The sequence below is a fragment of the Paenibacillus sp. P13VS genome, from assembly GCF_015143645.1.
GTDB classification, from domain to species: domain Bacteria; phylum Bacillota; class Bacilli; order Paenibacillales; family Paenibacillaceae; genus Paenibacillus; species Paenibacillus xylanilyticus_A.
The window spans coordinates 569,797-592,251 of the sequence record NZ_WYEV01000004.1 but is presented as its reverse complement, the minus strand read 5'-3'; the positions used below and the strand labels follow the sequence as shown (position 1 = coordinate 592,251).

At 50.0% G+C, this 22,455-nt stretch carries 19 protein-coding genes; 12 read left to right on the top strand and 7 right to left on the bottom strand.

What is annotated here, in order from left to right; translation table 11 throughout:
* The first annotated feature begins 47 nt into the window (after positions 1–47).
* Genes GUA98_RS12490 through GUA98_RS12475 form a run of 4 tightly spaced genes read left to right on the top strand, consistent with a single transcriptional unit; the run spans position 48 to position 3,740 of the window.
* On the top strand, positions 48–1,058 hold the full coding sequence (locus tag GUA98_RS12490) for an ABC transporter permease (protein ID WP_095288759.1): 1,011 nt from the start codon (positions 48–50) through the stop codon (positions 1,056–1,058).
* 1 nt (position 1,059) lies between these two features.
* Positions 1,060–1,896, top strand: a complete 837-nt coding sequence (locus tag GUA98_RS12485; protein WP_095288760.1) for an ABC transporter permease — start codon at positions 1,060–1,062, stop codon at positions 1,894–1,896.
* 4 nt (positions 1,897–1,900) lie between these two features.
* The gene (locus GUA98_RS12480) at positions 1,901–2,917 is read left to right on the top strand and encodes an ABC transporter ATP-binding protein (RefSeq protein ID WP_193723202.1); all 1,017 of its coding nucleotides are present in this window, start codon (positions 1,901–1,903) and stop codon (positions 2,915–2,917) included.
* A gap of 22 nt (positions 2,918–2,939) precedes the next feature.
* Positions 2,940–3,740 (top strand): ABC transporter ATP-binding protein, encoded by an 801-nt coding sequence (locus GUA98_RS12475; RefSeq protein ID WP_193723201.1) that lies wholly within the window; start codon positions 2,940–2,942, stop codon positions 3,738–3,740.
* Between the two features lie 270 nt (positions 3,741–4,010).
* Here GUA98_RS12475 and GUA98_RS12470 read toward each other — a convergent pair whose 3' ends face one another.
* Both GUA98_RS12470 and GUA98_RS12465 read right to left on the bottom strand, forming a co-directional pair.
* On the bottom strand, positions 4,011–4,283 hold the full coding sequence (locus GUA98_RS12470) for an HU family DNA-binding protein (RefSeq protein ID WP_193723200.1): 273 nt from the start codon (positions 4,281–4,283) through the stop codon (positions 4,011–4,013).
* 110 nt (positions 4,284–4,393) lie between these two features.
* Positions 4,394–4,594 (bottom strand): cold-shock protein, encoded by a 201-nt coding sequence (locus tag GUA98_RS12465; protein ID WP_095288763.1) that lies wholly within the window; start codon positions 4,592–4,594, stop codon positions 4,394–4,396.
* Between the two features lie 169 nt (positions 4,595–4,763).
* Between GUA98_RS12465 and GUA98_RS12460 the strand changes: the two genes are divergently transcribed.
* From GUA98_RS12460 to mglC, 7 genes are all read left to right on the top strand, one after another.
* The gene (locus tag GUA98_RS12460) at positions 4,764–5,681 is read left to right on the top strand and encodes a tyrosine-type recombinase/integrase (RefSeq protein ID WP_193723199.1); all 918 of its coding nucleotides are present in this window, start codon (positions 4,764–4,766) and stop codon (positions 5,679–5,681) included.
* 303 nt (positions 5,682–5,984) lie between these two features.
* Positions 5,985–7,709, top strand: coding sequence for a response regulator (locus GUA98_RS12455; protein ID WP_193723198.1), 1,725 nt, complete (start codon positions 5,985–5,987; stop codon positions 7,707–7,709).
* Positions 7,706–9,523, top strand: coding sequence for a sensor histidine kinase (locus GUA98_RS12450; RefSeq protein ID WP_193723197.1), 1,818 nt, complete (start codon positions 7,706–7,708; stop codon positions 9,521–9,523). The genes GUA98_RS12455 and GUA98_RS12450 overlap by 4 nt, the downstream gene beginning before the upstream one ends.
* The gene (locus GUA98_RS12445) at positions 9,510–10,667 is read left to right on the top strand and encodes a substrate-binding domain-containing protein (RefSeq protein WP_193723196.1); all 1,158 of its coding nucleotides are present in this window, start codon (positions 9,510–9,512) and stop codon (positions 10,665–10,667) included. The genes GUA98_RS12450 and GUA98_RS12445 overlap by 14 nt, the downstream gene beginning before the upstream one ends.
* Positions 10,668–10,801: 134 nt before the next feature.
* A complete protein-coding gene (locus GUA98_RS12440) occupies positions 10,802–11,863 on the top strand; it encodes a galactose ABC transporter substrate-binding protein (RefSeq protein ID WP_110755948.1) in 1,062 nt (353 codons plus the stop codon).
* Positions 11,864–11,936: 73 nt separating this feature from the next.
* Positions 11,937–13,442 (top strand): sugar ABC transporter ATP-binding protein, encoded by a 1,506-nt coding sequence (locus tag GUA98_RS12435; RefSeq protein WP_193723195.1) that lies wholly within the window; start codon positions 11,937–11,939, stop codon positions 13,440–13,442.
* Positions 13,443–13,456: 14 nt separating this feature from the next.
* On the top strand, positions 13,457–14,476 hold the full coding sequence (gene mglC, locus GUA98_RS12430; RefSeq protein ID WP_193723194.1) for a galactose/methyl galactoside ABC transporter permease MglC: 1,020 nt from the start codon (positions 13,457–13,459) through the stop codon (positions 14,474–14,476).
* A 60-nt stretch (positions 14,477–14,536) separates the two neighbouring features.
* Here the strand turns inward: mglC and GUA98_RS12425 are convergent, their stop codons facing one another.
* Entirely contained in the window at positions 14,537–14,872 is a 336-nt protein-coding gene (locus GUA98_RS12425) for a hypothetical protein (protein ID WP_193723193.1), read from the bottom strand.
* A 265-nt stretch (positions 14,873–15,137) separates the two neighbouring features.
* On the opposite strand from GUA98_RS12425, the gene GUA98_RS12420 reads away from it, so the two are divergent.
* Positions 15,138–16,700: an ATP-binding protein gene (locus GUA98_RS12420; RefSeq protein ID WP_227779594.1), complete on the top strand. Its 1,563-nt coding sequence runs from the start codon at positions 15,138–15,140 to the stop codon at positions 16,698–16,700.
* A 101-nt stretch (positions 16,701–16,801) separates the two neighbouring features.
* Here GUA98_RS12420 and GUA98_RS12415 read toward each other — a convergent pair whose 3' ends face one another.
* From GUA98_RS12415 to GUA98_RS12400, 4 genes are all read right to left on the bottom strand, one after another.
* A complete protein-coding gene (locus GUA98_RS12415) occupies positions 16,802–18,622 on the bottom strand; it encodes an ABC transporter ATP-binding protein (RefSeq protein ID WP_193723192.1) in 1,821 nt (606 codons plus the stop codon).
* Positions 18,615–20,396 carry an ABC transporter ATP-binding protein gene (locus GUA98_RS12410; protein ID WP_193723191.1) on the bottom strand — a complete coding sequence of 594 codons (1,782 nt, stop codon included), beginning with the start codon at positions 20,394–20,396 and terminating at the stop codon, positions 18,615–18,617. Before GUA98_RS12410 ends, GUA98_RS12415 begins: the two co-directional genes overlap by 8 nt.
* A 60-nt stretch (positions 20,397–20,456) precedes the next feature.
* On the bottom strand, positions 20,457–20,891 hold the full coding sequence (locus GUA98_RS12405; RefSeq protein WP_193723190.1) for a MarR family winged helix-turn-helix transcriptional regulator: 435 nt from the start codon (positions 20,889–20,891) through the stop codon (positions 20,457–20,459).
* 225 nt (positions 20,892–21,116) lie between these two features.
* On the bottom strand, positions 21,117–22,268 hold the full coding sequence (locus tag GUA98_RS12400; protein ID WP_193723189.1) for a DUF418 domain-containing protein: 1,152 nt from the start codon (positions 22,266–22,268) through the stop codon (positions 21,117–21,119).
* Positions 22,269–22,455: the final 187 nt, after the last annotated feature.

Genomic DNA, 22,455 nt, shown 5'->3' with positions numbered 1-22,455 from the left:
AGTACAAATATGGCCTTATCCGTAAAATTCGGGGGGTGCTGGATCCAATGAATGCCTACGCCAGATATGTAGCGAAAAAAGTGTTCTGGTATGGCCTGACCCTGATCATCGCCGTCGGATTGAATTTTATTTTGCCAAGACTGATTGAAGGCAACCCGGTGAGCATGATCGCTTCCAAAATGACCGCAGGCATGACTGATTCGGATTCCATCAAGCGGGTGTATGAGACATTTACCGTTGAATTTGGTATTGATCAGCCCCTGTGGACCCAGTTTGGCATTTATCTGAAAAATCTCTTCACAGGCAATCTCGGCACGTCCTTCGGATTATATCCGAAGCCTGTAACGGATATTCTGGCCTCCGCCGTCCCTTGGACGGTGGGGCTTCAGCTCCCAGCTATCCTGGTGGGTTGGTTGATCGGCAATTTGCTCGGTGCCATCGCGGCATACCGGAAAGGTGTTTTTGATAAAGTGCTGTTTCCTGTAGCGCTGTTTATCAATTCCATTCCTTTTTTCACTCTGGCTATTATTATGCTGTATGTCTTTGCTTTAACACTGAAATGGTTTCCGCTGTCCGGTGGATACGACTTCCAGATGGTGCCCCAGCTAAGCTTCGACTTTATCATGTCGGTCATACGCCACCATACCTTGCCGTTCCTGTCCATTGTGCTCGTGACCATTGGCGGTCAGGCCATTGGCATGCGGGAGATGTCCATCTATGAGCTGAATTCGGACTATGTGCTGTACAGCAAACTGCTTGGTATTCGGGACGGCCGCATTGCCCGTTATGTGTTCCGCAACGCCATGCTGCCGCAGATCACGGGACTGGCGCTTTCCATTGGCACCATGGTTGGCGGATCACTGATCTGTGAAATTGTGTTCAGTTATCCGGGCATAGGTACGTGGCTGTTCACGGCCATACGTCAGCTTGACTATCCGCTCATTTCAGGATGTACACTGCTGATTGCCGTTGCCGTGCTGCTGGCCAATTTCACGATTGATGTAATCTATGGCTTCATTGATCCGCGCATTAAGGCTGCTCAAATGGAGGAACAATGACATGAAGCATTCGATCTCTATTTTGCTGAAGTCACCCAAGTTTATGATCGGTGCGGTGACTTTTGTAGGCATGCTGCTGCTTGTTACCATCTATCCGCTCATAAATCGCAGTGATCCGCTGGAGATGATAGCGATGGCGTTCCAGCCTCCGGGGGATGGATTGCTGCTGGGATCAGACAACTTTGGGCGTGATATCTTTCTGGAATTGATGTATGGTATCCAGACATCCATACGGGTGGGGCTGATAGCGGGCGTTTTTGCAACGGTCATAGGTCTGATTATGGGCTTGGTATCCGGATATATCGGAGGCATGCTGGACAATTTCCTGACAGCGGTTACGAATATTTTCATCGTGATTCCCTCATTTATCATTTTGATTCTGATCTCGGTCAGTATCGATTCCCGCAGTTCGCTTGTAACGGCCATCATTATTGGCATCACGAGCTGGCCGTGGACAGCCAGGGCGGTCCGTGCACAGACAACATCCCTGCGGAGCCGGGATCATGTGCATATTGCAAAAATTTCGGGACACAGCACGCCGCGTATTATTATCCATGAGATTCTGCCGTATATCGCGTCTTATGTGGTCATGGCCTTTGTGCTTCAGACCGCCTCGGGCATTCTGTCCGAAGCCTCCATCTCGATGCTGGGGCTCGGTCCGTATAACACGATATCACTCGGCATTCTGATGAACTGGGCACTGGTATTTGAAGCTCCGGTAGCAGGAGCATGGTGGGCATTCATTCCTGCGGCCATGGCCATTGCCGTCATTACGTTCTCGCTCTATCTGATGAATACAGGCATGGACGAAATCTTTAATCCGAAAATAAGGAGCTAAGACCATGGACCAACCTATACTTCAGGTCAGCGGCCTCAAAACCTATTACCGTACCCGGCTCAAAGAGAATGTTTATGCGGTGGACGGGGTGGAGTTTGGACTGAAAGAAGGGCAGACGCTAGGCATTGCGGGGGAGTCCGGCTGCGGCAAATCAACACTGGCACTCAGCCTGATGGGCTTCTATTTCCCTCCCCTGCATTATGGCAGTGGTTCGATCCGGATCAATGGCACGGACATCATGCAGCTGAACAAGGAGCAGCTGCGCTCCCGCATTCTCGGAAAGGAAATTGCCTATATTCCGCAAGCTGCTATGAACGCACTTAATCCAACGCTGCGCATTATCCGTTTCATCGAGGATATTATGAAGGAACATCGTCCGGAGATGAAGCGTCAGGAAGTGCGGAGGATGGCAGCCGAGCGTTTCCAATCGCTGAATCTGTCGCCAGATGTGCTGGATATGTATCCGAATGAATTGTCCGGTGGCATGAAGCAGCGAACCGTCATTGCCATCTCAACCATCTTGAATCCCAAAGTGCTCATTGCGGATGAACCGACTTCAGCTCTGGATGTGACATCACAGAAGGCGGTCATCCGTCTACTCAAGGATTTGCTGAAACGCGAAGTGATCAAGTCCCTGGTGTTTATCACCCATGAGCTGCCGCTTCTGTATCACGTCACGGATGAGATTATGGTCATGTATGCCGGCGAAATTGTGGAACGGGGAACGGCGGAGCAGATGATCTTCAATCCACTGCATCCATACACCCGTAAGCTGATGGGGTCCATCATTGTGCCGGAAGAAGGGATGAAGGAACATAAGCTTGCAGCGATACCTGGCGCTCCGCCCAATCTGAAGCATGTGCCTGAAGGCTGTAGATTCGCAGAGCGCTGCACGCTGGTTACAGACGAATGTCGTCAGGGCAAGATTGAGAATATTCAAGTCGAAGAACGAATCTATCGCTGCCTGCTGACACCGGAAATCCTGGAGCAGATCAGGAAAGAGGAGCAGCTTGATTCATGACTCCCGGAAGGAGTGAACCCGCATGGCGATGGGCAAGGTACTGATCAGCGGCCGTCATCTGACGAAGATATACGGTACAGGCAACCGTAAAAAGGCGGCGGTAGACGATGTCAGCTTTGATTTTCACGAAGGCGAGATTATTTCGATTGTAGGAGAGAGCGGCAGTGGCAAGACCACACTTGCGAAGATGATTATGGGCCTGCTGAAAGAAACGAGTGGCGCCATCGAATATAACGGGAAACCGAGACAGCTCGGACGATACCGTGAACGCAAAGCCTACTGGAAGGATATCCAGGCGATTTTCCAGGATCCGTTCTCCTCGTTTAATGTTTTTCACCGGGTAGAGAAGCTGCTCGTGGATTGCATTAAATTGCAAGGTTTGAAGCTCAGCCAGGATGAGGCATACATCAAAATGAAGGAAGCTTGTTCCTTCGTGAACCTGAAGTTTGAGGAGTTGTACAACAAATATCCGTTCGAGCTGTCCGGTGGACAGATGCAGCGGTTAATGATTGCGAGAATTTTCATGCTGCACCCAAAAGTGCTGATCGCCGATGAGCCCACCTCCATGGTAGATGCCTGTTCGCGCTCCACTATTCTGGATATGCTGCTCAAGCTGCGTGATGAGAACAAGATGACCATTGTGTTCATCACCCATGACGTGGGTCTCGCTTATTATGTGAGCGACACGATCTGCATCATGGAGCACGGGCGGATGGTGGAGGCAGGAAAGGCTGAGGAGGTCATTCACCAAGCAGAGCATCCCTATACAAGGCAGTTGATTAATGATGTCCCCAAGATACATGCTCCCTGGGTGTTGGAATAAACATAACTCAAGCCCTGGACGTTTATAAGCGGAGCAGGGCTTTTTGTTGTCCAATATGAAAGGGTCAGTTAGCGAGTGGGTGATGATGAAGTGTGTTCAGACGCTCCTGAAGGGGCTGTAGAATGGGTGTGATCCTTTGGGTTATCCTGGTTGGTCTTCTTGTCGGAATAATAGTTAAGAATGTCATCAACCGTAGAAAATGTTGCATTAGCATTATAATTATTGTTGTTCGTTTTAATAAAAACCTTCTTTCCGGTACTGTTGTATGCTTTAATTTAAAGCTTTTTTCATCATTAATCCGGCTGTAAATACAGGAACTTTCCCTGCCGGAAGCTGGATTTCCTTGCCGGTTCTCCGACTTTTGCCCATACGTGCTTCACGCGTTTGCACCTCAAATTTTCCGAATCCGACAAGCTGAACGTCTTGGCCATCTTTTAAGGCCTCTAGAATCGAATCAAGGACGACAGTTACGGCCTTGTCTGCATTCTTTTTGGAGAACCCGCCAGCTTTGGCTACTTCGGCTATCAATTGTTCCTTATCCATCATAATCCCTCGCTTTGTATGATTTTGGCGTTCGGGTCAGTCTGCTAATCCAAATAGAAAAGGAAGAGTATAAAAACAAAAAGCTGCCTGTAAAGGCAGCTTGAATATAATTAGATGACTGTAACGTTCTCAGCTTGTGGTCCCCGGTTACCTTGGGTTACTTCGAATTGAACGCGTTGTCCTTCATCCAATGTTTTGAAACCGTCACTTTGGATTGCGCTGAAATGAACGAAAACGTCATTTCCTTCTTCAATTTCGATAAAACCGAACCCTTTGTCCGCGTTGAACCATTTCACTGTACCTGTTTGCATGTGATTCCTCCAAAAAATAAGTTTTTAAACGACCATTTTGATAAGAGCTAATGAGAAATTAACGCTAATCAGGTGTATTTAAACCGCAGACTTGATGTCCGCTAATGTATCGATTAATATGATAATACCATGTCCGCTAATATAAGTCAAGATTTGGAGGTTTTTTCTAATGGATAAGGTTTCTGGTGTGCCGGTGCGTGGGGAAATGGTTGTTCAGGAATTCATACATATGCTTACCATTCAGGCTAAATTGACTCCCAAAACATTAAGGGAATATGCGAGTGATCTGAAACATTTTCTTGAATGGTGCAAAGCAAATACGGCATTTGGAGAAAAGGATATCCGGATTGATAACATGGATCTGTCCACATTAATGAGCTACCGTGACTATTCGCAGAACGTTTTGCAGCTGAAGCCAGCTACGATTAACCGCAGACTGATTACACTGAAGCGTTTATTCAAATGGGCTGCAGCAGAGTCCAAAATTAGCAGTGATCCTTCCAAACCATTAAAGTTTATCCCCGAAGACAAGGTGAGCCCTCGCCGAATGACAGCCAGAGAAGAAGAAGCTTTCCTCTCTGCGGTCGAACAGGGGAATTCCCTGCGAGATCAGACCATCTTGATCTTGATGTTTCATACGGGGCTGCGGACGATGGAGGTATGCAATCTGGAGCCAGTCGATATCGAACTGGGCAAGCGAAGCGGGCAGCTTACGGTGCGGGCCGATAAACGAAACGGACAACGAAGAATTCCGCTGAATACGGTGTGTGTTACGATGTTGAGAAAGTATATGGAAAGTCTGAATCCAGGTAGCCCTTACCTGTTCCCTTCGGAGAAGACTAATGATCGTTTGACCGAAAGGGCGCTTCGCCATTTGATTAAAAAAGTAATGACCGCAGCCGGATTGGAAGGACTAAGTTCACATGATCTGCGTCATCGGTTTGGCTATGCCATGGCTGAGCGTGTTCCACTGCATCGTCTGGCTGAAATGATGGGACATACGAATCCAGATCGAACGATGATATATGTAAAAGGGTTAAATGCGAGTCCCGTGGAGCAGGAGAAGGAAACTCATCACTTGGATTGATTCAAAAGATACTAAGAGTCAAAGCAATCGTAATTAAAATTGTGTTGATTTGGACTTCATACGAATGATAGCCCTGATCCGCTGTTGAGCGGGTCAGGGCTTATTGATGATCTGCGCACCACTTTCAAGCCATCTGCTATTTCCGTCTTCATCTAATCGTTTCTGATGCTATTTTCTCCTCCCAAAAGTAAGCGGTTACACAAATGAAATAATATTGTATAGTATGATGGCAACCTTGGATCGAAACGACATATACATGAGGCATCCTGCATTATTTTAAAGAGCTGGGGGAGGAATTCGGACGTGTACCGGGTATTGCTGGTGGATGATGAAGAAGACGTACGCGAAGGATTAGTCATAGAGGTAGATTGGGAGGCCCTGGATCTGCGAATCGTCGGTTTGGCAGAGAATGGCCGTGAAGCGCTGGAGATGGCCGAGAGAGTTGAGCCCGATATCGTGGTAACCGACATCAGCATGCCGTTTATGGATGGACTGGAACTTGCGCGAAGGCTGCGGGAACGCAACCCGCTAGTGAAGGTTGTCATTTTGACAGGGTATGATGAATTCGATTATGCCAGGCAGGCGGTCTCACTGAGTGTGGATGAATATTTGTTGAAGCCGTTCTCAGCCGGGCATCTGACCGAACTGCTTACACGTCTGCGAGCGCAGATGGCATCTGAGGTGGCAGAACGCGAAGACGTTCAGCAGCTGCGGGATCATTATTATACAAGCTTGCCGCTGGTGCAGGCTGATCTGATGGCTACGCTGCTGCATCGGCAGAAATCGCCGGCGTATATTCACGACAAAGCCAAACAGTGCGGTCTGGACCTCAACGGTGAGCATTATGGGGTGTCCGTTCTGACGCTGCACATGGAGGGTGACGGGAAGAAGAATGGCCATCAAGTGGGAGCGAATACTCAGGCATCGGTTAAGGCAGACAACGTATCGGAGAATAAGAATACCCACGGTTCCGGGGGATCACTGCGTCACTCCGAGGATGCGGAACTGAAGCAGTTCGCTGCACTTAACATTGCCGAAGAGGTATGGAAGGAACACGGAGCAGGACATGCTTTTATGCACCAGGAAGCCATTGTTCTGCTTTTTATTGATCGCTGGGGACAGGGCGAAGGGGAGAAACGTCAGCAGCAGGCCCTTGAAAATGTCATCCGCAGCATTAATCACTACTTGCGCATCCCGGCCACCGTGGGTTCTGGATCCATGGTTGATACCCTCTCGGATGTGAAACACGCTTATGAGGATGCATTATTGGCGCTCGACTACAGACTGGTGCCGGGGACCGATTCGCTGATCTATATTGCAGACGTGGAGCGGCAGACTGCAGGCAAGCTGCGTTTTGACGAGCTGAAGCAGCAGACGCTGACCCGTACGCTCAAGGCAGGAACCAGAACGGAGCTTGAAGATGCACTGGATATCATTTTCCGGGAAATTACGGTGGAGCATGGTCGGGGGGACATCCAGCTGTACCTGATTGAGGTGTTGACGACGGTGTGGAAGGCCGCGCAGGCATCGGGTGAGGACATGGAGGATATCTTCGGTTCCGGTTTCCAATTGTATGCGGATATGTTCCGATTGCCGGGACTGTCTGAAGCACAGGACAAAGTGAGGGAGGTCTGCGTGCTCGTACAGCACCGGATTGCCAGCGGGCGCCAGCATGTATACAAGGATATTGTGGAGCAGGCGCTGCGGTTTACGAAGGAACATTACGCCGATCCCGATCTGTCCATACAGAAGGTATGCGGATATTTGCATATCAGTTCAGGTTATTTTTGCGGCATTTTCAAAAAAGAAGTGCAGCTTACCTTCCTGCAATATTTGATGCAGATCCGTATGGAGGCGGCCAAGGAACTGCTTCGCTCCACGGAGCTGAAGTCGTTTGAGATCGCGGAGCGGGTAGGCTTCGCCGAACCGAATTATTTCAGTTTTTGCTTCAAGAAACATATCGGCGTCTCGCCCAAAGAATATCGCAAGCAGTTCGCGCTGACAACGCGTGAAGGTGCAGAACGATGAGAACGTTAGCCGGATGGATAGGCCTGGTATGGCTCCGGCTGCGTTTCCGTCTTCGATCCTCGAAGGTCAGCAGTATTCGGTCGATTATCACGTGGTCCTTTTCCATCTTCATTGTACTTGTGCTCACCATCATGGCCCTGCTTCTGCATGACAAATTCACACAGGCTGCCGAACGAAGCGCTGAACTGACAACGAGGCAGATCGTCGATCAGGTCAGCTACAACCTGGAGGACTATGTCCGGAGCATGTCGCATCTGTACAGAGCCATCGAGGAGCATATGCTGCGGGACGGAACCTGGGAAGGAGAACAGGTGGACAAACAGCTGGATACCCTGCTCAGCAGCCGGGAGGACATTATCTCCATTACACTGCTCGACTCCAAGGGCGAACTGCTCAAGAACAGACCTTCCGCCGAGCTAAAATCAAGCGCCCATGTGACACAGCAAGGGTGGTTTCAATCTGCGCTCAGAGTGCCGGACCACCTTAGCTTTTCACTGCCTCATATTCAGAACATGTACTCAGGCCCCTATAAGTGGGTCGTATCGATGAGCAAAGGCATTACTGTACGGCAAAATGGTCAGGATCGACAGGTCATTCTGCTGGTGGATATCAATTTCAAACAGATGGATGAACTGAGCCGCCGGGTCAGTCTGGGGCAGCGGGGATATGTCTACATCATCGACGAGAGCGCAGGCAACATTGTTTATCATCCGCAGCAGCAGCTGATGTACATGGGACTCAAAAGCGAAAATATCGAACAGGCCCTGGTGGCGACAGGCAGTTATGAAGATGAGGCGGATGGACAGAAAAGACTGAATACCGTGAAGTCTGTAGCCAATATCGGATGGAAAATTGTCGGTGTGGCCTACCTGGATGAAATCATGACAACCCGGCAGGAGGTCAATGGCTATCTTGTTCGGGTACTGCTGGTTGTGTTAATACTCGTTATTCTCGTGTCCATGCTGCTCTCTTCCAGTCTGACACGTCCAATTCGGCGGATGGAGCGGAAGATGAAAGCCGTGGAGAGAGGGGACTTCAATGTTGAGCTGCCTGTTCAGGGACCGCTTGAAGTGGAGCGGCTATCCCGTCGGTTTAACCTGATGGTGTACAAGATTCGTACCCTGATGAATGAGATCATCCATGAGCAGGAACAGAAACGGCGTCTCGAACTTGAAGCATTGCAGGCCCAGATTAATCCTCATTTTCTCTACAATACATTGAACTCTGTCGTGCGCATGGTGGGCATGAGTCGCAATGAAGAAGTGATCACCATGATCACATCGCTTTCACGCCTATTTCGCATAAGTCTCAGCCAAGGGAAAACCATTATTACTGTCCGCGAAGAGCTGGAGCATGCGCACCATTACCTGACCATTCAGCAGATGCGGTTCAAGCGCAAATTCCGGTTCAGCCTGGATGCAGATGAGGATACACTCGAATGTCTGACACTGAAGCTGGTTCTTCAGCCGTTAATTGAGAATGCCATCGTGCATGGGATTGAGTATCACACGGATGAAGGCTGCATTGAGATCCGCGTCTATCGGGAGAGCGGCCAGCTGGTATTCCGCATCACGGATAATGGTGTCGGCATGACGGAGGAGCAGGTGGCAGGACTGCTTCAGGGCAGTCCCATCGTGAAGAGTGGTGCTGGATCAGGGGTAGCCGTACGCAATGTGCATGACCGGATTCAGCTCTATTACGGGGAAGGGTGCGGTCTTGAATTCGAGAGTGAGCTGGAGGAAGGAACGACGGTCTGGATTCGGATACCGGTTCAATGCGAACGGGAGGATGGCGATTATTATGATAAAAGGTAAGGAAGATAAAGCAATCATCAGCAGGATTATTAGTGCAGACTCCATCAAGAAATTCAGTCCGTCCATCCTTCGTGCACTCAGATGTATGGGGATCGCTGCGGCGGGCTGCTGTTTATTCCTGAGTACGGCATGTGGCATCTCCAATGCCGATTCGGTACTACCGCCACCTCGTGTCGCTCTGATCACCCCAGCTGGGACAGGTGAACTTGCTGAGGCGATAAGGCTTGGGGCAGAAGCAGCAGCCAAGGAGCATGGAGCTGAACTGCTGACGGTGGAGGCCTTTCCATCCGAGACAGCAACGTATGCGCCATCCAATCCCGATTCGGCGATCCACCGAGTCAGAGAGCCGCAGGAGTTGTCCGGGCAGGGCGCTTCGTCCTACAGTCAGCGCGAAGAGGCACAGATCCGAGCAGTGACCCAGGCATTGCAGCAGGGCGCTTCCGCTCTGCTCGTTGATCCACTGAGTGAGAAGGTACTTGGTGACATTATTCAGAAGGCCCAAACGATGAATAAGAGCAATATTAGTGTTCCTGTGATTGTTCTCAACGATGAGTTTCCTGTAGAAGGGATTACGAGTGTCATATCCATGGATAATGTGGAGGCTGGGCGGCAGGCAGGTGAAGCAATGGCCGAACTTCTGGGAGGCAGAGGCAGTGTAGCCTTGTTGGGGCCCGATCCTGTGAATCCAGGGCTGATCCACCGGGAGCAGGGGGTCATGGAAGCGCTGGTCCAGTATCCGGGTATTCGGGTTGAACCCAAGTCCGTATGCAGCACTCGTGAAGTTTGCTGGCAGGCAGCGAAGCAGCTGCTGGATGAGTCGCAGGTAGACGGCTTCATTGCCCTCCAGGAGCCCGCGTCTCTGGGAGCGGCGGATGAGCTGCATCGCCGCAAGTTGGAGCAGCAGGTCAACATTGTAGGCTTCGGGAGTGAACAGCAGCAGCTGGAGCAGCTGCAGGAAGGGGTATTCCAGCACCTTATTGTGCAAAATGGCTTCAGCGCAGGGTATCTTGGTTTGAATCAGGCCGTGGCACGGCTGAATAATCAGCAGGTGCAGACCAGAGTGACGCTGGAAACGAAGCTGGTCAGTACGGACAATATGTTCTGGATGGATAACCAGAAGCTGCTGTTTCCGTTTGTTCAATGAAGCTCGAAGACACGAACCGAACACAGGAAGATTTCGATAAAACAGATGAAGATATTGTATTCGAAAATCGTGTAAACCCTTTCATAATAAAGACATCGGTGAAGCCGAATGAACTTGGGGGAGGTCATTAGGATATGAAGAAAACGTGGATGACACTGCTGCTTACGGCATTCATGGTTGCGGCTGCGGGCTGCAGCAGCGGTGGAGACAGTGCGGGTGGAAGTACGGGAACCGGTACGGAGGAGCAGGCAGCAGGCGGAACGGAGACACCGAAAATTGGTGTTGCGATCTACAAATTCGATGATACGTTCATGACGGGCGTGCGGAATGCAATGACGGCAGCAGCAGAAGGCAAAGCCACACTTGATATCGTGGATAGCCAGAACGCACAGCCGACCCAGAATGAGAAGGTGGACCTGTTTGTATCCAAGAAATACAGCGCGATGGCTGTGAATCCGGTTGACCGGACGGCGGCAGGTGTCATCATTGACAAGGCCAAGGCGGCAAGCATTCCTGTCGTGTTCCTCAACCGTGAGCCGGTTGCTGAAGACATGAATAAATGGGATAAGGTGTATTACGTTGGTGCCAAGGCGGAAGAGTCGGGTACGATCTCCGGCCAGCTGATTGTGGATTACTGGAAAGCCCATCCCGAAGCGGACAAAAACGGGGACGGCAAACTGCAATACGTCATGCTGAAAGGCGAGCCGGGTCACCAGGATGCAGAGCTGCGGACGAAATACTCCGTACAGGCGATCCAGGATGCCGGTATTGAAGTAGAGGCACTGGCGGAAGACACGGCGATGTGGGATCGGGTCAAAGGACAGGAGAAAATGCAGGCATTCCTCGCTTCCCACGGCGACAAGATTGAAGCTGTACTTGCCAACAATGACGACATGGCACTCGGTGCTATCGAGGCATTGAAGGCAGCAGGATACTTTAAGGACGGCAAGGCGATGCCTGTCGTAGGTGTGGATGCAACCGCTCCTGCCATTCAGGCACTTCAGGACGGCACGATGCTGGGCACCGTATTGAATGATGCGAAGAACCAGGGCGCAGCAACAGTGGCTTTGGCTGCGGTACTCGCCAAGGGTGAGACGCCAACGAAGGAAAATACGGGGTATGACATTACGGATGGCAAATATGTCTGGATCGCCTACAAGAAAATTACGAAAGACAACATTGCCGACGCCCAATAACAGCAGCAGAGAGGGACGTCCGTCTTACCGGTGGCGTCCTTTTTTTCTGGGCATATGGAAGGGAGGAACCAATATGGCATCACCTTATCTGCTGGAGATGGACGGAATTTCGAAGGGGTTTCCGGGTGTGCAGGCACTTAGTCAGGTCACCCTGAAGGTGAAGCCCGGATCGGTCCACGCCCTGATGGGAGAGAATGGAGCAGGGAAATCGACACTGATGAAATGTTTGTTCGGCATGTACCGACCCGATGAAGGGAAGATTCGAATCGATGGAAAAGAGGTCGATATTCCGAATTCCAAAGCAGCACTGCAGCATGGCATATCCATGATCCATCAGGAGCTGAATCCGGTGCCTCATCGTCCCGTGATGGAGAATATATGGCTGGGACGTTTCCCGATGAGAGGGCTGCTGGTCGACGAGAAGAAGATGTATGCCGATACCCTGGCCTTGTTTAAAGACCTGAATCTGGATATCGACCCGAAGGCACAGGCAGGAACATTATCCGTATCCAAAATACAATCCATGGAAATCGCCAAAGCGGTCTCTTTTCAATCGAAAGTCATTGTTATGGATGAGCCGACCTCATCCCTGACAGGTAAGGAAGTAGAGCAGCTATTCGCCATCATTAACGAGCTTCGCAGCCGCGGCGTGTCGATTATCTACATCTCGCACAAAATGGAGGAAATCCTCACGATTTCGGACGAAGTCACCATTATGCGTGACGGTTTTGTTGTCGGTACCTGGGATGCCGCTGATCTGACTACCGACCTGATCATCACCCGCATGGTAGGACGGGATCTGGACGAACGCTTTCCGGAACGGACCAACGTTCCTGGCGAAGTGATTTTGAAGGCAGAAGGGTTAACATCCAGCCAGGCCCACTCGTTCAGGGATATTACGTTTGAGCTCCGAAAAGGCGAAGTGCTTGGTATTGGCGGACTCGTGGGAGCGCAGCGGACGGAGCTGATCGAATCCTTGTTCGGACTGCGCGGTCTCGCTTCAGGCACAATTTCGATTCATGGACGCAAAGTGAAGATCAACTCACCCGCCGCGGCGAAACGTCATCATATGGCGCTGCTGACCGAGGAGCGTAGGGTTACGGGCATATTTCCCGTGTTATCCGTGTATGAAAATACGATCATTGCGAGTCTGGGCAGGTACCGAAACCGGGTTGGGCTGCTGGATGAAAAGAAGGGACGCGAAGAGGCAAGGGAGCAAACCCAGAAGTTCAGAACCAAAACGCCTTCCGTTAACACGCTGATTCGCAACCTGTCTGGAGGGAATCAGCAGAAAGTGCTTCTGGCACGTTGGTTATTGACCAGCCCGGAAATTCTGCTGCTTGATGAACCGACGCGGGGAATTGACGTGGGTGCCAAGTTTGAAATCTACACCATTATTACGGAACTGGCTCGTCAGGGCAAAAGCATTATCATGATCAGCTCGGAGATGCCTGAACTGCTTGGGATGTCGGACCGGATCATGGTGATGAGTGAAGGAAGGCTGACGGGCATTGTAGACGGAGCCGACGCCACAGAGCAGGAAATTATGAGGCTGGCCGCTCAGCAGCGGATGGCTTAGACAGGAGGAAACAGATGAACACGCAAGTAATCAATCAGGTGAAACAGTATGTAACGCAGCGCGCCATCTTTATCGTACTTATTCTGCTTGTCATCGGCATTGCCATCGCGGACCCGAACTTCCTTGCTTTCTCTACCCTACGGGATATATTGCAGCAATCCTCCACACGGGCCATTATTGCACTCGGGGCGGCCTTCATTCTCGTCACAGGTGGGGTCGATCTGTCTGCTGGCCGGGTGGTAGGTCTGACGGCTGTGGTATCCGCGTCCATGCTGCAAATTGACGAATATGCCAACCGCTTCTTCCCGGATCTGCCGCATTTATGGGTGGGGTTGCCCATTCTCATCGGAATTGTAGCTGGTCTGATTGTCGGATTGGTAAATGGAATTATAGTCGCCAAGCTGCATGTACCTCCATTTATCGCCACACTGGGAACGATGGTGGCCGTATATGGGTTTAACTCGATTTATTTTGATACAGAGCCCAACCAGTCACAGCCGATTGGAGGACTTAGACCGGACTTCACGGTGATCGGATCAGGCTATATTGATCTGGGTGGTGGCTACTCGATCCCTTATATTGTACTGATTGCGATTGCAGTAGCCTTAATCTGTTGGGTCGTTTTCAACAAAACCCGCCTCGGTAAAAATATGTACGCCATCGGCGGCAACATCCAGGCCGCGCATGTGTCGGGAATTCACGTCGCACGTAATTTGATTGCCCTGTATGCCATTGCGGGAGCGTTGTATGGACTGGGGGGGGTGCTGGAGGCAGCGCGCACAGGCGGAGCGACGAATAACTACGGCAATATGTATGAGCTGGATGCCATAGCGGCGTGTGTCGTTGGCGGCGTTTCAACAGCCGGAGGCATCGGTACAGTGCCCGGCGTTATGGCCGGTGTGCTCATTTTCGGGGTTATCAACTACGGCCTTACCTTTATCGGTGTAAGTCCCTATTGGCAGCTGATTATTAAAGGATTAATTATTGTTGCCGCTGTTGCATTTGATATCCGCAAATATATGGCGAAGAAATAGATATGTTGAGAGGAATGAACAAAGCCAGCGCTCTGGAACGTCAGAGCGCTGGCTTTGTGTTTAAGAATGGATCAGCCACTCGATTACAGTAACCAAAGGGCCGATGAAACAGACGAGCAGCATCATTCCGGCCAGGATCGAAGCAGTTTTTGTACCATAGTGTACGTTGTGTTTTCTTGCAATGATGATGGCAGGGATCCAGAAGATCGCAGTTATTATAGTTGGGATGACAAATCCTTCGTCTCCTTTGCTATAGATGGGCCAATTCATCTGATGAAATAGATAATAACTGAACCGAAAATCCTCAGGTCCCCATGCATAATTAAATGCAAATCCCAAAGCCACAATAAGCAGCGAAAATGTGCCAATTCCGAATGGTCTTCTACGTTCTACCATGAGAATCACCTGCAACTTCCGATTTTATTGAAAATAAATCCATTATTGTATTATAACATACCAGAAAAAGGATGGATTATGTGCAGGATCGCTATTCAAGATGCTAAATAAATGGTATATAATCCTTGAGCCCTATCCTTACCAATTTGGAGAGCTTCCATTAATCGACAACATTAGCTAATCATAATCGATATAATGCATGTAAATAAAGTGTTAGATGTGAGTAGATTGTCAAAGGGGGCGAGGCTGTTTGCTAACGTACACGATGAAAAGGGTTATTTTCCCGGTGGGTTGCCTGCTTGTAATCCTGTCCTCTTATTTTCTGGGCCGTACTTCCAGCCTCACATGGATGATCCTTGCCGGAGCCTTATTTATTGCCAGCATTTATGGAGAAAGACGATATCCTGTATTGCAAAAAGTTCAGTGGATATTTCTCGGCATATTTCACTATTTCAGTGAATTGAACTGGTGTAACATGTTATATTACCTGCTCATCATGACAATGATTCAGAACAAACAGCGTGTGGAGCAGACCCTGCCCATTTCTCTCCTGCTCGTGCTGGAATATACAGTGATTCGGCTATCCTATGTAACGATAGATGCCTACACGTTGTCGGTTTCCCTTTTCGATCTACTCACAGCAATAGTTATCATCTTTATGTATCATACGCTGGTTAACAGCGAAGCTGAAAAGCGCAGATTGCGCGAAAAAAATCAATTTCTCACCCTGCACGATCCGCTTACAGGGCTGCTCAACTATGAAGGATATATGAATGCTCTGCAAGAGACGGCAGAGAAGCAGGGCTCCTTTTTGCTCATTCTTCTGAACATCCAAAATTTCAACGGATTCAACAAGGAAGCGGAAGACAATTGGAGCACCATCATAGCGGGAACAGGGGAGAGCATCTCCAAGCATTTTGCGGATGCATATGGGGTATCCCGTTATGCAGGAGATCGTTTTTCGATTATTTTGCCGGAGGTTTCGGGGATCGAGGAACGAATGAGTACGATGCAAACCACAGATTTGAAAGGTTTACAGGTTACGTATAGCATTTCGATCTTTCCTGAGACGGCAGATACCCTCCAGCAGTTCATAACGATTGCAGAGGAGCGGCTATTTCAGGCACAGCGCAGCAAATGGATCAAGAATGAAGAAGAGATCTACCGTTCGGAAAGGCTCAGGGCTGTTGGAGAACTTGCCGCTGGCATGGCACATGAAATCCGTAATCCGCTCACGGCCATTCGTGGATTCTTACAGCTGTCACGCGGACAAGCGTACAATATTGCCCCGTGGTATGAAGTGATTATGGGTGAAGTGATCCGGGTTACGGACCTGACTGCAGAATTCCTGCAATTTTCCAAGCCTCAGGCTCATCTAATGAAACCGGAGAGGCTGGGCCAATGCCTTGAACGTGTTTTGTCATTAACCGAGTCAGATGCAGCATCCCGTGGACACCGGATTTCGCTTGAGCTGAAGGGACAAGCGGTTCTGGTTCATATGGATCGGGATAAAATTGTACAGGTGTTAATCAACCTGATACGCAACGCATTCGAAGCAATGAATGATCCGGGTGAAGTACATATTGTTCTTGTTCATGAAGGAGACAAAGCATATACATCCATTACGGATACGGGAAGCGGCATACCGGATAATGCCCTTGCCGATATATTTAATCCATTTTATACAACGAAGGAAGAAGGGACAGGGCTTGGGCTGGCGCTCTGCCAGAAGATTGCTCATGACCACCATGGAGAAATTACGGTGCGCAGTGAAGTGGGAGTCGGTTCTACGTTTACACTGGAGCTCCCAGTAGCAGCCGTGGAATAATTGCTTAAGAGGTACCCTCCAAGAACAAATAAAACGCCGCACAGGTCCGAATATAACGGAACTTTCGTGCGGCGTATTTATGTTGTCGCTCAGTTAATGGATCAGTTTAGCTGACCTTGATGAAGCTGATAATAAAATCCTTTTTGCTGCATGAGATCCTCGTGGTTACCCCGCTCGGCAATCTGGCCGGAATCGATCACCAGTATCTGATCTGCCTCCCGGATCGTGCTCAGTCTATGGGCGATGACGAAACTGGTCCGGTCTTTCATCAACGTGCGCATCGCCTCCTGAATCTGCATTTCCGTCCGGGTATCAATACTGCTCGTTGCCTCATCCAAAATAAGAATGGCCGGATCGGCGAGGATGGCCCGAGCGATCGTCAGCAATTGCCGCTGTCCTTGGCTCAGATTGCTTCCGCCCGCAATAATGGGGGTGTCGTAACCTTGGGACAGCTTGCGAATGAAGGAGTGGGCATTGGCCAGCTGAGCTGCCTGCCTGATCTGCTCATCGGTCGCATCCGGCTTACCGTAGGCAATATTATCACGAATGGTTCCCGAGAACAGGTAGGCATCCTGCAGCACAATACCGAGTCCGCGCCGGAGGTGATCCTTCTCCAGCTCCGAGATGTCCGTGCCATCTATGGTAATGCTTCCGCCTGTAATTTCATAGAAGCGGGGGAGCAGGTTAATGATGGTTGTTTTACCGGCACCTGTTGGCCCGACCAGAGCAATCATCTCGCCAGGCTGGGCGGTAAAGCTGACATTTTTCAGAATCTCTCTATCGGAATGGTATCCAAAGGATACATTTTCAAACACAACTTTACCTTGAATGTGATCCAGCTGCTTCTCCTGTTTCTCCTCGTACTCACTTGGTGTATCCATAATCTGAAACACACGCTCAGCACCGGCAATGGCTGCCTGAATCAGGTTGTACTGGTTTGCAAGATCGTTAAGTGGTCGCTCAATCTGCCGGGAATAGGCAAGAAAGCTTACAATCAGTCCGATGGACGTTAAATCGTGGTAAGCCATCCATCCACCTACTGCTGCGAGAATGGCAAATCCAATGTTGTTCATGACGTTCATCGTAGGTCCAACCAGCCCGGATACGGTCTGGGCCTGCGTACTGGCTGTACGCAGCTTTTCATTCAGGTTCTCAAAATGCTGGTGCGCCTGTTCTTGACGGTTATAGGCGGCAACCACCTTTTGTCCGGCGATCGTTTCCTGCGCATAACCATTCAGCTCACCGAGCAGCTTCTGCTGGGCTGAAAAATGTTTGCGTGTTCTGGAAGCGATCAGCTTGGTCGCAATGGTGATTAACGGCACGGTCACCAGGCTGAGAAGCGTCAGCCGGATATCCAGAGCAAGCATGATCGATAGCGAACCGACAAGAAGGATTGCACTGGACATCAGCTGAGTCACACTCTGATTCAGGGTAGTGGACACGTTATCGATATCATTGGTAGCCCGGCTCATCAGGTCTCCGCTTTGATTTTTGTCAAAAAAGCTTATGGGCAGCTGCTGCAGCCTGGAGAACAAAGCCTGACGAAGATCCTTCACCGTCAATTGGGATACGCCGATCATGACATAAGACTGTCCCCACATCATGAGTGAACTCAAGACGTATACCGTTAATAACAGGAGGCAGTCCTTCAAAAGGCCGTCCGTCACTTTCGGAACAATATGCTCATTCACCGCGCGGCCCAGAAGGTAGGGGCCCGCCAGATTAAGCAGTGTTCCTAGAGCGGTAAGGACCAGAGCCATAATAACCCCTTTGCGATGGCGTCCCATGTAAGACCATACTCGGAGGATGGCGTGCTTGGCATTCTTGGCTCTTACTTTCGGAACAGGCCCCCGGCCCGGTCCAGGTCTTCCGATGGGAGGAACGACAGGTGGCTGTGCGGAGGAAGATGCAGGTTTAGCCAAATTGAACATCCTCCTTCCGTTGTTGGGAATCATAAATGGATTGATAGTGTGTGGAATTGGCCATGAGTTCGTCATGTGTACCACTTGCCACGATTCGCCCCTCATCCAGCACGTAAATGCAGTCAGCATCCTTCACCGAAGATATGCGCTGTGCAATTAAAAAGGTTGTACTGTCTTTCATCAGGGAATGCAGTGCTCTCTGAATGCTTGCTTCGGTCCGCAGATCGACTGCACTCGTACTGTCATCCAAAATAAGAACATCCGGCCGCATGAGCAGGGCACGCGCAATGGAAATACGCTGTTTCTGCCCGCCGGAGAGATTGACTCCCCGCTGTCCAAGCTCCGTGTCGTATCCATCTTTCAGGTTCATGATAAATTCATCCGCTGCCGCTGCCCGCGCCGCCGCACGGATCTCGGCATCCGTGGCATCCGGTCTGCCAAAGCCGATATTATCCCGAATGCTGCCGCTGAACAGAATGGATTCCTGCAATACAATGGACACTCTGCTGCGCAGCAGCTGAAGATCCCAGTTCCGTACATTAACGCCGCCAACAAGTACTTCACCGAGTGAGGCATCATATAGGCGAGGGATGAGCTGCACGAGTGATGTCTTCCCTGAACCGGTGGAACCCAGTAAAGCCACCTTTTCCCCTGCTCTCGCAGTAAGATTAACTCCCGTGAGGGCATCTTCGCCGTCATAACGGAACGAAACGTCCCGGAATTCCACCTCACCTGTTCGGCGAGTAACCCTGGATGCCGGATTGGAGCCAACCTGAATGGCCTGATTTTGCAATGCATTCTCTCTATGAGCTTCATGGCCTGACTGAATCTCCGGCTCTGTATATAGAACCTCGTTGATCCGCGTAGCCGACACCTTCGCCCTGGAGTAACTCATCATCATCATGCCGATGGAAGTGAGGGAGGAGAGCACCACCGTTACATAGTTGATAAAAGCAATCAGATCCCCGGCTGCAATATCGCCTCCTACAACCTGAAACCCGCCAAACCACAATACGGCTACGATCGTCGCGTTCAGCATCAGGCTGAGTACAGGTGCATTTAGCGTAACAATGCGCCAGGCTTTCACCGCTGTTCCCGTATAATCCTCATTGGATTGATTGAAACGCTTTTTCTCCGTGCCTGCCCGTGCAAAAGCCTTGACGACACGAATCCCAGCGAGATTTTCCTGCAGAACGGCGTTGACTTGATCCAGCTTGTTCTGCACGCTGGCAAACAGCGGATAGGAAGCGGATATGAGAATATACAGAATGACAAAGAGAACGGGTACGGTCATCATGAGGATCAGCGCCAGCTTGATACTGATCGTAAATGCCATAATAATACTGCCGATGATCAGCATCGGCGACCGGATGAACATTCGCAGGAGCATCTGTACAAAGGTCTGCATCTGCGTAATATCGCTCGTTAGACGCGTGATGAGCGATCCTTCCTGGAATGTGTCCAAATTACGGAAGGAAAAGGTTTGAATATGGTCGAACAGCTCCTGGCGCAGATCAGTGCCATATCCAACAGACGCTTTGCTGGAAAAGAGTGTACAGCCTGCTCCGCCAACCCAGCCAATGAGGGCAAACAGAAGCATGAACAGCCCTGTACGTACAATATGGGGCAGGTCACCTGCAAGCACACCATCATCAACGATACTGGACATCAGCTTCGGTTGAAGCAGGTCCATGGCTACCTCCAGCACCATGAGGAGTGGGGCGAGTATGGCGGCTGACTTATAAGGCGTCAAAAATCGTTTTAACGTCCACAATAGGGAAATCACCTCATTCAATGAAGTCTAAAATCATGCTGCTACGATTCCATGCGTCATTCAGGATTCACGAAGGTTGTGAATCATTCGCTGTGCAAGCGCTGACATGAGTTGCGTTTCTTCTGGCGTAAATCCTTCCTGAGCCTGGAGTTCCAGTTCCTGAAATACCTCACTCAAATCCTTGAGCGCGCTGCGGCCTTGGTCGGTCAGATAGACACGCAGACTGCGCTGGTCATTCGGATCGGCTTCACGCCTTACATATCCCGATGTTTCCATGCGTTTCAGCATGACTGTAACGGTTGCAGGAGCACGGCTAAGCTTCTCGGCCAGACTTTTCTGGGTTTGGCCATCTTCACGGTCAAGCTGGAACAGCAGTGGAGGTTGTCCGGGGTACAGCTCGGGGTGGTTAACCAGCTTCTCATGAACTTTATAGCGATGCAGCTTCACAAGTTCGGATAATTGTCCGAGCAGCCGTTCGGTGCGGGCTGAATGCATATACTACCCTCCTATTAATTAGTCGACTAACTAAATCATAAGTTTGATCTTACATACCGTCAAGGCATTTGTAAGGTCAAATTAAAAATGCGAGGGCATCGTATCCCCAGCACGGAGCGATGCAAAGGTTTTGCTACATAACAAAAAGAGCTCCGGAACAGATCCGCAGCTCGAACTAAAGAGGGAGAAATACTGTGTTGCTCAATTCAGGGAACCATTTAGATATTACATCTGTTCCGTCCGTGACTGTGACTTGACGGCAGGAGAGATGGAGAGCTTGCGCCATAACCATTCGACCGGTCCTGATTTAAATTTGAGCAGCCATGCATGTGAGAATAACATCAATACAATACAGATGCCGGCCCACAGTAACATAATCACAAGCGAAGGGGGATAACCACCGAGTCCCAGACCCCATCCGTAAAAGATGGCGGAAGCCAAAATGTTTTGCAGAATGTAACAGCTCAATGCCATCTTGCCAATCTCTTCGAACCGCCTGAACAGACCGGCGAACCTATTTTTCTCCAGCATGTAAGCAATTAGCCCAAGATAGCCGAACGTAAGGATCGGTGCACTGATGTACCGAACAAACAAGTCCATGCTACCTCCCGGCACCAGCAGGAGCAGGTTCAGAGGAATGCCGGCGGCAAGCCCGAAATTCATCCATTTGCGACGTCTTAGACGTCCGGATGCCTCGTCTGAGAATAGGCCTGCACGCATGAGCATGGAACCCAGCAGGAATAGAAATATATTCAGCGGAATGATGATGATGGACTCTGTTCGAAAGAAAGCAAAGTTGTCCAGCCGGAATAGAACCTGCTCCCACCATGTTCCCGTGGCGTATAGCTTGGCAATCACGTCCATGTTATTGAGAGTGGCACCACTCTCTGTAAGGGCCAACAGTGCGGTAATTCCGCCCACTCCGATGAGATGTATACCACCCATGAGCCCCATCACGATCAAAATAAAGCGGCGGGAACGGTTGATGATGAAGGACACGATGATGCCAGTAATTGCATAACTCATCAGCACATCGTATTCCAAGACTAACGTGTAGTGCAGCAATCCATCAATAAGCAGCAGCACACATGTCCATATGTAAACCCCTGGCCAGACATATCCTTCACGAAGTGCTTTTTGCCGCTTTAATTCCATGCCTGCCCCGAAGAGAAGAGTAAGCAGTCCGAGGAATTTTCCGTTCACCAGCATAAGCATCAGTGTTTGCAGTAAACGATCACCCGAGGTCCACCAGGGTTGAAGCGGATCGCCAAACATTTTGTTCAGAGAGCCTAAGTATGCAAAAAGCCAAATATTCGTACCCAATGTACCGATAATCGCAAATCCTCTAAGAACATCCAATAATACGATTCTTTTCATTCCCGCGAAACATCCCCCTTATTAATACGAATGAATTGAAATTAATATAACACAGTTGTATCGAAAAAGATATAACACAGTTGTACTAAAATAATCGCTGCGGGTTAGCCACCAAGCCTGCCTTTCCGTCTCACACTTTTACTATGCAAGCTGTGTTCGCTGTGTATACTGTATATATCAATATACA

Excerpts from the sequence above, each read along its gene's own strand:
- GUA98_RS12485 (WP_095288760.1), top strand. The coding sequence starts at position 1,060 with ATGAAGCATTCGATCTCTATTTTGCTGAAGTCACCCAAGTTTATGATC.
- GUA98_RS12450 (WP_193723197.1), top strand. The coding sequence starts at position 7,706 with ATGAGAACGTTAGCCGGATGGATAGGCCTGGTATGGCTCCGGCTGCGT.
- GUA98_RS12400 (WP_193723189.1), bottom strand. The coding sequence starts at position 22,268 with ATGAAAAGAATCGTATTATTGGATGTTCTTAGAGGATTTGCGATTATC.
- GUA98_RS12475 (WP_193723201.1), top strand. The coding sequence starts at position 2,940 with ATGGCGATGGGCAAGGTACTGATCAGCGGCCGTCATCTGACGAAGATA.
- mglC (WP_193723194.1), top strand. The coding sequence starts at position 13,457 with ATGAACACGCAAGTAATCAATCAGGTGAAACAGTATGTAACGCAGCGC.
- GUA98_RS12465 (WP_095288763.1), bottom strand. The coding sequence starts at position 4,594 with ATGCAAACAGGTACAGTGAAATGGTTCAACGCGGACAAAGGGTTCGGT.
- GUA98_RS12405 (WP_193723190.1), bottom strand. The coding sequence starts at position 20,891 with ATGCATTCAGCCCGCACCGAACGGCTGCTCGGACAATTATCCGAACTT.
- GUA98_RS12460 (WP_193723199.1), top strand. The coding sequence starts at position 4,764 with ATGGATAAGGTTTCTGGTGTGCCGGTGCGTGGGGAAATGGTTGTTCAG.
- GUA98_RS12470 (WP_193723200.1), bottom strand. The coding sequence starts at position 4,283 with ATGGATAAGGAACAATTGATAGCCGAAGTAGCCAAAGCTGGCGGGTTC.
- GUA98_RS12490 (WP_095288759.1), top strand. The coding sequence starts at position 48 with ATGAATGCCTACGCCAGATATGTAGCGAAAAAAGTGTTCTGGTATGGC.
- GUA98_RS12480 (WP_193723202.1), top strand. The coding sequence starts at position 1,901 with ATGGACCAACCTATACTTCAGGTCAGCGGCCTCAAAACCTATTACCGT.
- GUA98_RS12435 (WP_193723195.1), top strand. The coding sequence starts at position 11,937 with ATGGCATCACCTTATCTGCTGGAGATGGACGGAATTTCGAAGGGGTTT.
- GUA98_RS12440 (WP_110755948.1), top strand. The coding sequence starts at position 10,802 with ATGAAGAAAACGTGGATGACACTGCTGCTTACGGCATTCATGGTTGCG.
- GUA98_RS12425 (WP_193723193.1), bottom strand. The coding sequence starts at position 14,872 with ATGGTAGAACGTAGAAGACCATTCGGAATTGGCACATTTTCGCTGCTT.
- GUA98_RS12445 (WP_193723196.1), top strand. The coding sequence starts at position 9,510 with ATGATAAAAGGTAAGGAAGATAAAGCAATCATCAGCAGGATTATTAGT.
- GUA98_RS12420 (WP_227779594.1), top strand. The coding sequence starts at position 15,138 with ATGAAAAGGGTTATTTTCCCGGTGGGTTGCCTGCTTGTAATCCTGTCC.